Annotated in this window: 10 protein-coding genes; 5 read left to right on the top strand and 5 right to left on the bottom strand. The window is 55.2% G+C overall.

Going from position 1 to position 13,880, the window contains the following annotated elements; genetic code table 11:
- Positions 1-197: 197 nt before the first annotated feature.
- The gene (locus ACFQPC_RS03460; RefSeq protein WP_382270211.1) at positions 198-1,181 is read left to right on the top strand and encodes a porin; all 984 of its coding nucleotides are present in this window, start codon (positions 198-200) and stop codon (positions 1,179-1,181) included.
- Between the two features lie 57 nt (positions 1,182-1,238).
- On the opposite strand, the gene def is transcribed toward ACFQPC_RS03460, so the two are convergent.
- The 5 genes from def to smc all read right to left on the bottom strand — a co-directional run bounded on the left by def (position 1,239) and on the right by smc (position 10,012).
- Positions 1,239-1,775, bottom strand: a complete 537-nt coding sequence (def, locus tag ACFQPC_RS03455; protein ID WP_382270210.1) for a peptide deformylase — start codon at positions 1,773-1,775, stop codon at positions 1,239-1,241.
- Positions 1,776-1,785: 10 nt separating this feature from the next.
- The gene (gene galU / locus ACFQPC_RS03450) at positions 1,786-2,661 is read right to left on the bottom strand and encodes a UTP--glucose-1-phosphate uridylyltransferase GalU (RefSeq protein ID WP_382270209.1); all 876 of its coding nucleotides are present in this window, start codon (positions 2,659-2,661) and stop codon (positions 1,786-1,788) included.
- On the bottom strand, positions 2,654-4,732 hold the full coding sequence (ligA, locus tag ACFQPC_RS03445) for an NAD-dependent DNA ligase LigA (RefSeq protein WP_382270208.1): 2,079 nt from the start codon (positions 4,730-4,732) through the stop codon (positions 2,654-2,656). Before ligA ends, galU begins: the two co-directional genes overlap by 8 nt.
- A 6-nt stretch (positions 4,733-4,738) precedes the next feature.
- The gene (locus ACFQPC_RS03440; protein WP_382270207.1) at positions 4,739-5,857 is read right to left on the bottom strand and encodes a cell division protein ZipA C-terminal FtsZ-binding domain-containing protein; all 1,119 of its coding nucleotides are present in this window, start codon (positions 5,855-5,857) and stop codon (positions 4,739-4,741) included.
- A 627-nt stretch (positions 5,858-6,484) separates the two neighbouring features.
- Positions 6,485-10,012, bottom strand: a complete 3,528-nt coding sequence (smc, locus tag ACFQPC_RS03435; RefSeq protein WP_382270206.1) for a chromosome segregation protein SMC — start codon at positions 10,010-10,012, stop codon at positions 6,485-6,487.
- Positions 10,013-10,254: 242 nt separating this feature from the next.
- On the opposite strand from smc, the gene dapC reads away from it, so the two are divergent.
- The 4 genes from dapC to ACFQPC_RS03415 are packed head-to-tail and all read left to right on the top strand — an operon-like array spanning position 10,255 to position 13,880.
- The gene (dapC, locus tag ACFQPC_RS03430) at positions 10,255-11,469 is read left to right on the top strand and encodes a succinyldiaminopimelate transaminase (RefSeq protein WP_382270205.1); all 1,215 of its coding nucleotides are present in this window, start codon (positions 10,255-10,257) and stop codon (positions 11,467-11,469) included.
- Between the two features lie 53 nt (positions 11,470-11,522).
- Entirely contained in the window at positions 11,523-12,347 is an 825-nt protein-coding gene (dapD, locus tag ACFQPC_RS03425) for a 2,3,4,5-tetrahydropyridine-2,6-dicarboxylate N-succinyltransferase (RefSeq protein ID WP_012079922.1), read from the top strand.
- A gap of 52 nt (positions 12,348-12,399) precedes the next feature.
- Positions 12,400-13,524: a PilT/PilU family type 4a pilus ATPase gene (locus ACFQPC_RS03420; RefSeq protein ID WP_382270204.1), complete on the top strand. Its 1,125-nt coding sequence runs from the start codon at positions 12,400-12,402 to the stop codon at positions 13,522-13,524.
- 2 nt (positions 13,525-13,526) lie between these two features.
- Positions 13,527-13,880: an ArsC family reductase gene (locus tag ACFQPC_RS03415; RefSeq protein WP_382270203.1), complete on the top strand. Its 354-nt coding sequence runs from the start codon at positions 13,527-13,529 to the stop codon at positions 13,878-13,880.

The following is a 13,880-nucleotide window of genomic DNA, read 5'->3' as shown; positions in this document are numbered from 1 at the left end:
ATCGCCACTATTCGCGATATTAATTCACTATTAGCCAATTCCCTCCTTGCTCAAACTCCGGATACAGCTGCAAACTAAGCACTGAAATTGCACTATTCAGAAAATGCTGTTGATTTACATTTAAAGCTAACCTCGTTTTAGAACACAAGCCAAGTCACCGGATCGTTGTTTCAACTGAAAACAAAGGGAGTGGATAAATGAAAAAGACTCTATTCGCATTTTCACTGTTGACGTCGATGGCAGGCGCCACCTATGGCCAGAGCAGCGTCACCGTCTATGGCGTCGTTGATCTGGGCCTGAAGATAGAGAACGCCGGTAATGGCACCGTGACCGGCATCGATAGTGGCAATCAAAGTGTCAGCCGGGTCGGCTTCAAAGGTACCGAAGATCTCGGCAACGGACTGAAGGCAAACTTTGTCCTGGAAGCCGGCTTCAACGCAGACACTGGCTCGCAAAGTGATGCCACCCGATTTTTCAACCGGCAATCCTATGTCAGCCTGGCCGGTGACTTTGGCGAAGTGAAGCTGGGCCGGGTCCAGACCATGGTCTTCACCAACTCTGCCGTATTCGATCCGTTTGCCGATACCCTGGCCGGTGATTCCGTACGTATTTTCAACTACGGCGGCAACCGCATAGACAATACCGTCAACTACAGTTTTAACGCGAAGAACGGCATCAACGGCCAGGCTGCCTATAGCTTCGGCGAAGTAGCCGGCAATAGCAGCGCCAGTCGCACGGTGGCCGGAGCCATTGGCTATGCATCCGGTCCGCTTGCTACGGTATTGACCTATCAGGACACCAAGGACGTAACAGGCAACGACAGCGCCAAGACGACGCTGATCGGCGGCAACTACAACTTCGGTTTGCTGCAACCTTTTATCGCCTACGCGATAAACAAAGGCCCCGGTACGCTGGATACACGTGATGCCTTGCTCGGTTTAAAGATCAATTTGACCAGCGCCGACACCATCATGACGTCCTATATGCAAAAGCGTGACCGGTTCGCCGACAACGCTGATGCGAAGCAAATCGCTATCGGCTACACCCACAATCTATCCGTACGCACCAATTTGTATACCAGCTGGGCGCGCCTGAGCAACGATGACAATGCCATGTACCGGGTGGTCGCACCCGGCAAGACCGACAAGCTGTTCAATGTCGGTATCCGGCACAAGTTTTAATCCGAAAAAAAGGGCGACATCCAGTCGCCCTTTTTTACGTCTACCTCTTAATGCACATCAATCGTCATCGTTCGGATCAAGATCGGGGAACAGGATGTCGACATAACCGAATTGCGATAAGTCAGTTATCCGCATCGGATACAGGATGCCATCCAGGTGATCGCATTCATGTTGCACCACGCGTGCATGGAAGCCATCGGCATCGCGGCTGATCACATTGCCATACTGGTCGAAACCGTCATAGTGCAAGGCACTGAAACGCGGTACGACACCACGCAAGCCCGGCACCGACAAACAACCTTCCCAACCGTCCACCATCTCTGCCGACAGCGGCCGCAGCTTGGGATTGATCAGCACGGTTTCCGGTACCGGCGGGGCATCCGGGTAACGCGTGTTTTGCTTGAAGCCGTAAATCACGAGCCGCAGGTTCACGCCGATTTGCGGCGCAGCCAGGCCCGCACCATTCGCCGCATGCATGGTGTCAAACATGTCCGCGATCAGCGCATCGAGTTCGGGCGTGCCGAATTCCTTGACCGGCTCTGCCACGCGCAACAAGCGTGGATCGCCCATCTTCAAAATTTCTCTTACGGTCATTTCAGTATTTTCACTTCAATGTCTTTAAGTACTCGGTAAAGCCTGCACCGGTTTCAGGATGTTTGAGACCCATCGCCACCATTGCCTTCAGGTAGCCCAGCTTGGAACCGCAATCATAACGCTGGCCGTCATAACGATAGGCCAGCACCTTCTCGGCCTGCATCAACGCAGCTATGCCATCTGTTAATTGTATTTCACCGCCGGCGCCTTTGCCGATCGTTTCCAGATAATCGAAAATCTTGTTGTTCAGCACATAACGGCCTACTACAGCCAGCGTCGATGGTGCTACATCAGGCTGCGGTTTTTCCACGATCGCATTTACCAGTTCCAGTTGCGGCTGATATGCGGTCGCACTGACGATGCCGTACTGCTTGGTGTCAGCTCGCGGCACATCCTGTACCGCCAGTATGCTGTGGCCTTCGCGCTGGAACACATCCGTCATTTGCGCCAGTACCGGTTTCACGCCGTCGTCGGTATCCATGAAGTCATCCGCCAGCAAGACGGCAAACGGATCATTACCGATCACAGGACGTGCACACAGGACGGCATGGCCGAGGCCCAGCGGTGCCGACTGGCGTATATAGATGCAATTGATGTTCTTGGGAATGACATTGCGCACCAGTTCCAGCAAGGCATTCTTGTTGGCGGCTTCGAGCTCGGCTTCCAGTTCATAAGCGGTATCGAAATGATCTTCAATCGCGCGCTTGTTACGACCGGTGATGAAGACCATATCCGTAATCCCGGCCGCCACCGCTTCTTCCACCGCATACTGAATCAAAGGCTTGTCAACGACCGGCAACATTTCTTTCGGTTGCGCCTTGGTGGCTGGCAGGAAACGGCTGCCGAGGCCTGCGACGGGAAAAACGGCTTTTCTAATTTTACTCATGGGTATCCAGTAATTGCAGCAATGCAGATTCATCAAGTATGGTGATGCCTAACTCCTCAGCCTTCGCCAGTTTGCTACCGGCGTCGGCACCCGCTACGACATAGCTGGTTTTCTTGGAGACGGAACCGGCGACCTTGCCGCCTGCCGCCTCAATTTTTTCAGCAGCCTGGTCGCGACTGAGCGTAGGCAAGGTTCCGGTCAGGACAAACGTCTTCCCGGCAAAGGGCTTGGGCTTGTTCTCCACCACGTGTTCGGGCCATCTGACACCTGCCGCCTGCAATTGTTCAATCAGTTCCATATTCAGCGGATCACTGAGGAAGCTCCTGATCGATTGTGCGACTACCGGACCGATATCGGCCACTTCCAGCAACTGCTCTTCGGATGCCTGCAATAGCGCTTCCAGGTTGCCGAAATGACGCGCCAGTTCCTTCGCCGTCGCTTCACCGACATGGCGTATGCCCAGCGCATAAATGAAACGCGCCAGCGTCGTCGACTTGGATTTTTCCAGTGCGGCCATCACATTCTGCGCCGACTTGTCAGCCATGCGATCCAGTTCGGCCAGGGCACGGAAACCCAGCTTGTACAAATCAGCCGCAGTAGTAATGATGTGTTTGTCGACCAATTGCTCGACCAGCTGGTCACCCAGGCCTTCCACATCCATCGCACGGCGCGAGACAAAGTGCAGCAAGCCGCCCTTGCGTTGCGCCGCACATTTCACCCAGCCACCGGAACAACGGGCAATCGCTTCATCTTCCAGCTTCACGATAGGCGAATTGCATACCGGGCAGTTGGTCGGCATCACAAAAGGTTGCGCATCGGCCGGACGTTTTTCCGGCACATAGGCGACCACTTCAGGAATCACATCACCGGCACGACGCACGATGACGGTATCGCCGATCTGGATATCCTTGCGCCGCACTTCATCTTCATTGTGCAGCGTTGCATTCGTCACCGTCACACCGCCCACCAGCACCGGTGCCAGGCGTGCTACCGGCGTAATCGCACCGGTACGCCCGACCTGCACTTCTATGCCCTGCACTGTCGTCAGCGCTTCTTCGGCCGGAAATTTATGGGCGATTGCATAGCGCGGTGCACGTGACACGAAACCGAGTTGCTGCTGTTGCTCGACGAGGTTGACTTTATAAACCACGCCGTCGATTTCATACGGCAGCGTCGGACGTTTTTGCCCGACTGCTTTATAAAACTCCAGCAAACCGGCCGCGCCCTTGACTACTGCGCGTTCCGCACATACCGGCAAACCAAGCTCTGCATACCAATCCAGCAAGGCCGAATGGGAAGGCGGCATGTCCGCACCTTCCAGCATGCCTATGCCGTATGCGAAAAACCGCAAGGTACGTTGTGCGGTAATGCGTGAATCAAGCTGGCGCAAGCTGCCTGCCGCCGCGTTACGCGGATTGGCGAATTCCTTGCCGCCGGCATCGCGCTGGCGCGCGTTCAGCTTCGCCAGGTCGGCCTTGTACATCATCACTTCGCCGCGCACATCCAGCACCTTGGGTGGCGTTGCCGTATGCAGGCGCAATGGAATCGCACGCACGGTGCGAATATTCGTCGTGACGTTTTCACCGGTCGCACCGTCGCCGCGGGTCGCCGCTTCAACCAGGACGCCGTCTTCGTAGCGCAGGTTGATCGCGAGGCCGTCGAACTTCAGTTCGGTGGCATATTCAATTTCCGTGCTATTCAAACCGTCGCTGACACGCTTGTCGAAAGCGATGATATCTTCATCTTCAAAGCCATTACCGAGCGATAGCATGGGTACCGAATGCGTGACTTGCGGAAAAGCCGACAAGGCCAGCGCGCCTACCCTTTGTGTCGGCGAATCAAATACCAGCAGCTCGGGATGGGACGTCTCCAGCGCTTGCAACTCGCGGAACAGCTTGTCGTATTCGGCGTCGGGGATCGATGGATTATCGAGGACGTGATAAGAGTAATTGTGGCGATTCAGTTCATCGCGTAACCATGCTGCGCGTGCCGCCGGATTGCTGGCGTCCGGCTCCTCCGGCGTCGCGTTTGCATCTGCTTGCGATGCCGTAGAAAACAAATCCGGCTGCATAATTTTTTAATTGAATAAGCGCAATGCCCGGGTGGAACCTGCAGGGATATCTGCCGATTCCATGTCGGCATAGAACACTTCGAGTTGACCGGAAATTTCATTCAGCGACGCATCGGACAAAGGCTGGTTGCCGTCATCCACTACCGTGCCATCCAGGCGTGCCGCCAATGAACGCGCACATGCCGTCATCGCACCGAAGCCGTCACGTGCAGGCGACACTACAGGAACGTCCAGCAGCAAGGTCAGGCGGCTGGTGGTTTCTTCGGCCAGCGTGACATTGGTCGACAGCGAGAACAGGACACCACCATCGCCGTCCGGCATCACCAGGCGGCCTTCAGGACGCACGTCGAAGCCCTGGCGTTCCAGTGCCGCCAGCAAGGTCGTCACCGACCATGGCGCACCATTGGTATGTACGTTCACGCTCAGCTTGGCGTCGTATTCGGTGACGAAATGATGCAGAGAACGCGCGGTCACCATCACTTCTGCCATATCCGGCACATCCGGATCCGCATCGAAGTCATCGGCAATCTGGCGCAGGCGCATCACGAATTCGGAATACTCGAGCTCATTGAGTGCATTACTGCGATTGGCCAGCTGTACACCCGCCATCAGCGATTTATAGATGCCGCCATGCGTAATGGCTTCCCAGCCGCCATCGATATGCTGGCCGGCAAAATGCACCGGCTTGCTGCCGACGTGGCGCAGTGACTGCAAGGCCGGCAGGATTTTTTCACCGCGCAATTGCGTGGTCAGTGTCAGCGGAATCGTGCAATCGATCAGGTAATCGACCGGCAACTCCTTTTCTTCTATTGGCTGCACGAAATCAACCGGCGCATCGAGTTCGGCTTCCGCGTGCGGTGCAGCCGCGTCCTGCTGGACCGGTGCGACGTCATCGTAAGGATTTTCGGAGAAAGTCGGTTCATGGCGTTCGCCATCGATTGAAGGCTCCAGGCGTTCCTCGCGCGACTCACGTCCTTCCGGCGCCATCAACACATCGTCGTGCGATGAAGAAAAAGCACGCTCCACGCTTTTCTTGGCCTTGTGTTCCTGCCACTTATTGTAGGAAATGACACCGACGACTATTACGCCGCCGATGACAAACAAGCTGGTTTGGAGATCGTTCATGCTGCACCTGCCGTAAATGTGGATTGCAGGGGAAATCTGTTCGGCTGCGCGCTACGCACGCCGCGAGCAAATCGGGAATAAGCAGATAGGGTCATAAAAATCCAAAGGTTGGATGGTCGTCAATCTATACATCCATAACGCGCGCCTGCCTATAAAGTTACAAGGCGGCGACCGGCGTCAATGATGCACTTGCGACCCGTGTGATTAGAACTCATTTCATAAATATCCGTGAGATGCGTTCTTACCAAAAGCGGTGCTGGCAAGGCGTGCGACGCGTCGCATAGTGGCCTATGCGCAAGGAGCACAACGCGGCCAGCGCCGCTTTTGGTAAGAACCCGAAGGGAACGGGCTATTTGGACGTATTGCTGCGTTGCGCCGCTTGCCAAGGGGACCACCCTTGGCGGCGCGACACGCCTTGCACTACCTCCCAAATAGCCGCGTTCGCACTCGCGGATATTTGTGAAATGAGTTCTAGCACTCAGGTTAATTTTAGCAACCTGGCTTGTCAAGCCAGGCCACCCTCTGAAAAACATGCGGGAAAGCATCCATTCACCGACTATGTAGTCGTCAAATCGTTCCGCTTGCTCACTACTGCATAAAACTTATAGCTGCCAGCCAGAGCTACACTCAGGCCGTCTGCGCTTCTGCCGCAAAATCCGCCGCCGATTCCATATCGACCGCCACAATGCGCGACACGCCCTGCTCCTGCATCGTCACCCCGATCAATTGCTGCGCCATTTCCATCGCAATCTTGTTATGCGAAATGAACAGGAACTGGGTGTGCGCGGACATCCGTTTCACCATATTGCAGAAACGTTCGGTATTCGCATCATCCAGCGGTGCATCCACCTCATCCAGCAGACAGAACGGTGCCGGATTCAGCTGGAACATTGAGAACACCAGGGCCGTAGCCGTCAATGCCTTCTCACCACCCGAAAGCAAATGGATGGTTGCATTCTTTTTGCCTGGTGGCTGCGCCATTACCTGCACACCGGAATCGAGGATCTCTTCGCCGGTCATCGTCAGTTTGGCCTGCCCGCCACCGAACAGGATAGGGAACAATTCGCCGAAATGATGGTTCACCTTGTCGAAGGTATCCTGCAGCAAATCGCGGGTTTCCTTGTCGATCTTGGTGATGGCATCCTGCAGCGTATTGATCGCTTCGGTCAGGTCGGCATTTTGCGCATCGAGGAAGTTTTTACGTTCCGACGCGGTCGCCAGTTCATCCAGTGCTGCCAGGTTGACTGCACCCAGCGCGGCGATCGCATTTGTCAGGCGCGTGACTTCACCTTGCAAATAGGATGGACGCATATCGCCGTTCAACTTCTCTGCCAGCGCAGCTTCGTCAGCCTGTGCTTCTATCAATTGTTGTGCGTACTGTTCCTGGTTCAAACGAGCCGCCTGCTCCTTCAACTGCAATTCGGTAATACGATCGCGCTGTGGTTGCAGGCTGCGCTCTGCCTGCAGGCGCGCTTCGTCATGGCCGCGTAAATGCTGCGTCAACTGATCCAGTTCATGACGCGCATCTGCCAACGCACGCTCCTGCTCACTACGCGTATCCAGCAAGCTTTGCAAACCGGCCTGTGCCGCCTGGTCGTCCAGGCTTTCCAATTCCAGGCTGCCCTGCTGCATATTCGCAAACAGTTGCGCCGCCTGTTCCAGCGCGGTCGCAATACTGCGTTTCAATTCTTCAATCTTGTTACGTTGCGATTTTTCGGCGAACGCGGTTTCCTGCGCGGCACGTTCCAGCTCGCGCACACGTTGACGGGCGTCGTTAAGCTGCTGCTCCTTGTTCAGGTAATCGGTCTGGCCTTCTTCATGCGTTTCCTGCAGCTCGCCCAATTCGCCATCCAGCTGTTCGAATTTGGCTTCCGACTCCGCCTTGACCTGTTGCTGCTCAGCTTCCTGCAGCGCGATTTCTTCCAGATCGGTCGCAATCTGCGTGCTGCGCTGGTTGAAGCGCTCCTGCACTTCGGACAGCTTCATCACATCGATTTGCAAGCCATGCACTGCTTGAGTCAGCGTATTCACGCGCTGACGAATTTCCTGCAGACGTTGCGTCGCTTGCGTCACTGCCGATTCAGAGCGGATAGAACGCGATTTCGCTTCGTCGGCCAGCATGTGCTGCGCACGCAATTGCTTGGTGATGTTTTCGATTTCCTGCTGGCGTGCCAGCATGCCATCCTGCTCCGAGTCGGACGCATAAAAGCGCACGCTGGTTTTGCTGATGACATGGCCTTGACGGGTGACAAAGTAGGCACCAACCGGCAGTTTATTGCGATCGACAAAAGCCGCTGCCGTGTCGTCCGCGATATAGACGTTATGCAACCAATCCTGCATCAATGCACGCAAGCCCGGATCGTTCAATTGCAGCAGGTTCAGGAAAGGCTTGAGGCCGGCGGGTGTTTCCACTGCTTCCGACGCGGTCGCATTTGGCGTGAACAAGGCCAGCTTGGCTGGTGGTGCATCGTTGAAGAAGGCTTTGGCCCAATCCAGATTCGACATTTCCAGCGCTGATGTGCGTTCGCGCAAGACCGATTCCAGCGCAGTTTCCCAACCCTGGTCGATTTGCAGTTTTTGCCACAGGCGCGGCAATTCACCCAGTTCATGCTTTTGCAACCAAGGCTGTACCTTGCCCTGGGTCTGTACGTTTTCCTGCAACTGCTTCAAGGCAGCGAGGCGTGCTTCCAGCTGCGCATTGTTCGCCGTTTCGGTATTGACCTGTTCCTGCGCGGCGCGGCGCTCTTCTTCCAGCTTCGGCAATTGCTCTTGCGCGACTTCGAGTTGCTCGGTCGCTTCTTCCAGCGTCGCCTGCTTCTCTTCCAGCTGCATCTTCAGGTTGGCAAGGTGCGTGCTGTCCGGCAGGTTCAAGCCCTGCTTTTCCTGCTGCAGGCGTTCACGGCGTACCGTCAGCCCGGACAAGATATTCGACGCGTTACGTTGATGCGCTGATTCCAGTTCGATCTGCTGTTGCGCCTGCATGATTTTGCCGCGCGATTCGGTGGTTTTCAGCTGCGCTTCGCGCCATGCCTGTTCCAGTGCCGGCAAACGATCATTCTCGCGTTGCGCCGCTTCCTGCGCCTGCTCGACGCGCATGGATTGTTCTTCCAGATGCATCTCGGCTTCAACCAGGTCATCCTGGAATTGCGTACCCTGGCGTTGCCATTGGTCGCGCTGCGCGGTCAATGAATTCAGTTGCGATTGCAGGCGGGTACGCGATTCGATCACGAATTTGATTTGCGCTTCCAGGCTGCCGATTTCGGAATTGGTTTGATACAGATGGCCTTGCGCCTGATGCATGCGATCGCCGGCTGCATAATGCGCCTGGCGCATATGCTCGAGTTCGGTTTCGACGTGACGCAGTTTGGCGGTTTGTTCTTCCAGGTCGACTTGTGCTTTTTCGATATCGCGGAAGAATTTTTCCTGCTCGTTTTTCGCTTCGGTTTTACGCAACAACCACAGCAGTTTTTGCTTCTCGTCCTGGTCGGCTTGCAGCTCGTGGAATTTTTGCGCAACTGCAGCCTGGCTTTGCAGCTTTTCCAGGTTGGCATTCAGTTCGCGCAGGATATCCTCGACACGCAACAGGTTTTCGCGGGTGTCTTGCAGGCGGTTTTCGGTTTCGCGGCGACGTTCCTTGTACTTCGAAACGCCGGCAGCTTCTTCCAAAAAGATACGCAATTCTTCAGGGCGCGCTTCGATGATGCGCGAAATCATGCCCTGCCCGATGATCGCGTAGGCGCGCGGGCCGAGGCCGGTACCGAGGAAGATGTCCTGGATATCGCGGCGGCGCACCGCTTGGTTATTGATGTAGTAAGTGGAAGTGCCGTCGCGCGTCAGCGTGCGTTTGACCGCGATCTCGGCATACTGGCTCCACTGTCCGGCAGCCTTGCCGTCGCCGTTGTCGAATACCAGCTCAACCGAAGAACGACCGGCCGGCTTGCGGTTGGTCGTACCGTTAAAAATAACGTCCTGCATAGACTCGCCGCGCAGCTCGGAAGCCTTGGATTCACCCAAAACCCAGCGCACAGCATCAATGATATTGGACTTGCCGCAGCCATTCGGGCCTACGACACCGACCAATTGACCCGGCACCTGGAAATTCGTCGGATCAACAAAAGACTTGAATCCCGATAATTTAATGGAAGTTAGACGCACGTTATCGACCGTTCCTAGAATATGCTGCTTAAAGTAAATATCCAGCCAATATGGCGGAGGCGGCAAAAGAGGCCGTAAAAGGGGCTAATCATAGCATTTGGCACAACGATTCCAAGCATTTGGAGCAAGACTTTACGCATGCAGCGGTTCTGTCGTCATGGGCGGTATAATGTTGCCACTTTGAACCTCGTGTGAATTTACATTTAACCCGAACACTAACCGTACATTTCCTGCTCTCTGCCGTGAATCCACTCCTTAAACAGCTCCAACCCTATCCATTCGAAAAACTGAAGCAACTGTTTGCGAGCGTCACGCCGAATACTGCTTACCGCCCTATCAGCCTCGGCATTGGTGAGCCCAAGCATCCGACCCCGGCTTTCATACAGAAAGCCCTGGCGGATAACCTAGATGGCCTCGCCACTTATCCGACTACCGCCGGCGCTGATGCCTTGCGCGCCACGATTGCAGGCTGGCTCGAGCGCCGCTACAACCTGCCGAAACTGAATCCGGCGACACAAGTGCTGCCTGTCAATGGTTCGCGCGAAGCATTGTTTGCATTGGCACAAACCGTGATCGACCCGAGCAAGCAGGCGCTGGTGGTCTGCCCTAACCCGCTTTACCAAATCTATGAAGGCGCCGCTTATCTGGCCGGTGCCGAGCCTTATTTCGTCAATTGCGATCCGGCGCGCAACTTTGCACCAGACTTCGCCAGCGTCCCGCCAGAAGTCTGGGCGCGTGTACAACTGGTGTACATCTGCTCGCCCGGCAATCCGGCCGGCGCGGTATTGACGCTGGATGACTGGGCTGAATTATTTGCATTGTCGGATCGTTACGGCTTTGTGATCGCCGCCGATGAATGCTATTCGGAAATTTACTTCAAGGCGGAAGCACCATTGGGCGGCCTGGAAGCGGCCCATAAACTGGGACGCGAAGGCTATCCGCGCCTGATTGGTTTCTCCAGCCTGTCCAAACGCTCCAACGTGCCTGGCATGCGCTCCGGCTTTGTCGCCGGCGATGCTGACATCATCAAGAGCTTCCTGCTGTACCGCACCTACCACGGCAGCGCGATGAGCCCTTCCGTGCAAAGCGCGTCGATTGCAGCCTGGAACGATGAACAGCACGTGATTGAAAACCGCGAAAAATACGTCAAGAAATTCAAGCAAGTCACCCCCTTGCTGCAGGAAGTCATGGACGTCTCCCTACCGGACGCCGGTTTTTACCTGTGGGCCAGGGTCGACAAACTGGTCGACATCAGCGATGTTGAATTCGCGAAGCGCCTCTATGCCGAATATAATGTCACGGTATTGCCGGGCAGCTATCTGGGCCGCGAAGCGCATGGCATCAATCCGGGCCAGAACCGCATCCGCATGGCGCTGGTGGCCGAAGTCGACGAATGCCTCGAAGCAGCGCAACGCATAGTCGAATTCGCAAAAAAATTATCCAGCACTGCCGCTTAATTTAATCCTGGCTAATCCTAGTAATCATTTCTTTCAACTGACAAGACCATCAAATGACTCAACAACTCGAACAGATCATCGACCAAGCCTGGGAAAACCGTGCCGATTTCTCCCCTAAAAATGCACCTGCCGACGTCCGCAATGCGGTCGCGCAAGTCATCGCCCAACTGAACGAAGGCACACTGCGCGTCGCGCAAAAAGACAGCGGTGCATGGGTTGTGAATCAATGGGTCAAGAAAGCGGTCTTGCTGTCCTTCCGCCTGGAAGACAACATCACCATGCCATCCGGCGACCACATGCAATTCTACGACAAGGTACCAACCAAGTTCGCCAACTACACCGCTGAAGATTTCGCCAAAGGCGGCTTCCGCGTAGTGCCTCCTGCGGTCGCCCGTCACGGCAGCTTCATTGGCAAAAACGTGGTGATGATGCCTTCCTTCGTCAACATCGGTGCATACGTCGATGAAGGCTCGATGGTCGATGCATGGGCAACTGTCGGTTCCTGCGCACAAATCGGTAAAAACGTGCACTTGTCCGGCGGCGTCGGTATCGGTGGCGTACTGGAACCGATGCAAGCGAACCCGACCATCATCGAAGACAACTGCTTCATCGGTGCCCGTTCGGAAATCGTCGAAGGCGTGATCGTCGAAGAAAACTCGGTTATCTCGATGGGTGTGTATATCGGCCAATCGACCAAGATTTATGACCGCGCCACCGGCGAAGTCACTTACGGCCGCATTCCTGCCGGCTCCGTCGTCGTATCCGGCAACCTGCCATCCGCTGATGGCAAATACAGCCTGTACTGCGCAGTGATCGTCAAACGCGTCGATGCAAAAACCCGCGCAAAAACCGGCATCAATGAATTGCTGCGCGACTAATCAGTAAGTAGTACCGCAACACGCGTTTTCATTTACCTGAACCGGGACAGCTATGGCAATGGATAGATTATTCCTTCTGATGAAGGAAAAAGCAGCATCTGACCTGTTTATTGCAGTCAACTCGCCTATCCATATCAAGATCAACGGCAATCTGGTACCCATCAACCAGCAAAAGCTGGACCAGAATGCCGTCATGAGCTTGTTGGCCGAAGTTGTCCCGCCAGCCAAGCTGGAAGAGCTGGAACGTGAAAACGAACTCAATATCGGCATCCCGGTGACAGGTGTCGGCAGTTTCCGCTTATCGGCGTTCCGCCAGCGCGGCAGTATTTCCGCCGTACTGCGTTACGTACCGGGAGAGATCCCAGCGCTGAACAGCCTCGCGCTGCCACCTATCCTGGCCGATATGATCATGGAAAAACGTGGTTTGCTGCTGGTAGTCGGTTCGACCGGCTCCGGCAAGTCGACCACGATTGCCGCCATGCTCGATCATCGCAATACCATCGCCACCGGCCATATCCTGACGCTGGAAGACCCGATTGAATTTCTGTTCAAGAACAAGAAATCCATCGTCAACCAGCGTGAGATCGGCAGCGATGCCAGTGATTTGCCTATCGCATTGAAGAATGCCTTGCGCCAGGCACCGGACTGCATCCTGATCGGCGAAATACGCGATAAGGAAACCATGTCAGCCGCACTGGCGTATGCGCAATCCGGCCACCTGGTGGTGGCAACGCTGCATGCGAACAATAGCTACCAGGCGTTGACGCGCATCATCAATTTCTATCCGATAGAAAACCGGCAATCGCTGCTCGCCGATTTATCGTCGACCTTGCGTGCGATTGTGTCGCAGCGCCTGATCGGTGCCATCGACGGTCGCCGTCGTGCCGCTGTTGAAGTGTTGTTGAATACGCGCCATATCGCCGAACTGATAGAGCAAGGTGAAATTGCCCTGATCAAGGAAGCGATAGAAAAGAGTTTGTCGCCAGGTTCGCAAACCTTCGAACAGGCATTGATGCAATTGATCAAGGATGGCATCGTGACGCAGGACGAGGCACTGGCGCATGCCGACTCGGCCAGCAATTTGTTCTGGCTGCTGAACAACTCCGCACAAACCGTGCAGGAAGAAGCACCGGAGCAGGAAGAAGCAAGTTTTACCGAATTTACCCTGAAGATGTAGACATGACGATTACCCTATACGGCATACCGAACTGCGACACCGTCAAAAAAGCCCGCACCTGGCTCAGCGACAATGGCATCGATTTTGTGTTCCATGATTTCAAGAAAGACGGCATCAACGCCGACCTGATCAAGACCTGGTTACGCGACGTCCCATGGGATGTGCTGGTCAACCGCAAGGGTACGACCTGGCGCAAGCTGCCGGATGAACGCAAGGCGGCGATTAACGATAACGCCAGCGCAACGGCGCTGATGCTGGAATCGCCATCCGTCATCAAGCGTCCGGTCCTGTTCAAGGACAAGAAATCCAGCGTCGGTTTTTCCGATGAACTTTATCAACAAATTTTTCAAGATTAA

It is taken from the genome of Herminiimonas glaciei (assembly GCF_042664955.1).
Taxonomy (GTDB): domain Bacteria; phylum Pseudomonadota; class Gammaproteobacteria; order Burkholderiales; family Burkholderiaceae_D; genus Oxalicibacterium; species Oxalicibacterium glaciei.
Note: the sequence above shows the minus strand (reverse complement) of the source record. Positions and strands in the feature narration are given on the sequence as shown.

Excerpts from the sequence above, each read along its gene's own strand:
- ACFQPC_RS03415 (WP_382270203.1), top strand. The coding sequence starts at position 13,527 with ATGACGATTACCCTATACGGCATACCGAACTGCGACACCGTCAAAAAA.
- def (WP_382270210.1), bottom strand. The coding sequence starts at position 1,775 with ATGACCGTAAGAGAAATTTTGAAGATGGGCGATCCACGCTTGTTGCGC.
- ACFQPC_RS03440 (WP_382270207.1), bottom strand. The coding sequence starts at position 5,857 with ATGAACGATCTCCAAACCAGCTTGTTTGTCATCGGCGGCGTAATAGTC.
- galU (WP_382270209.1), bottom strand. The coding sequence starts at position 2,661 with ATGAGTAAAATTAGAAAAGCCGTTTTTCCCGTCGCAGGCCTCGGCAGC.
- ACFQPC_RS03460 (WP_382270211.1), top strand. The coding sequence starts at position 198 with ATGAAAAAGACTCTATTCGCATTTTCACTGTTGACGTCGATGGCAGGC.
- ligA (WP_382270208.1), bottom strand. The coding sequence starts at position 4,732 with ATGCAGCCGGATTTGTTTTCTACGGCATCGCAAGCAGATGCAAACGCG.
- ACFQPC_RS03420 (WP_382270204.1), top strand. The coding sequence starts at position 12,400 with ATGGCAATGGATAGATTATTCCTTCTGATGAAGGAAAAAGCAGCATCT.
- dapD (WP_012079922.1), top strand. The coding sequence starts at position 11,523 with ATGACTCAACAACTCGAACAGATCATCGACCAAGCCTGGGAAAACCGT.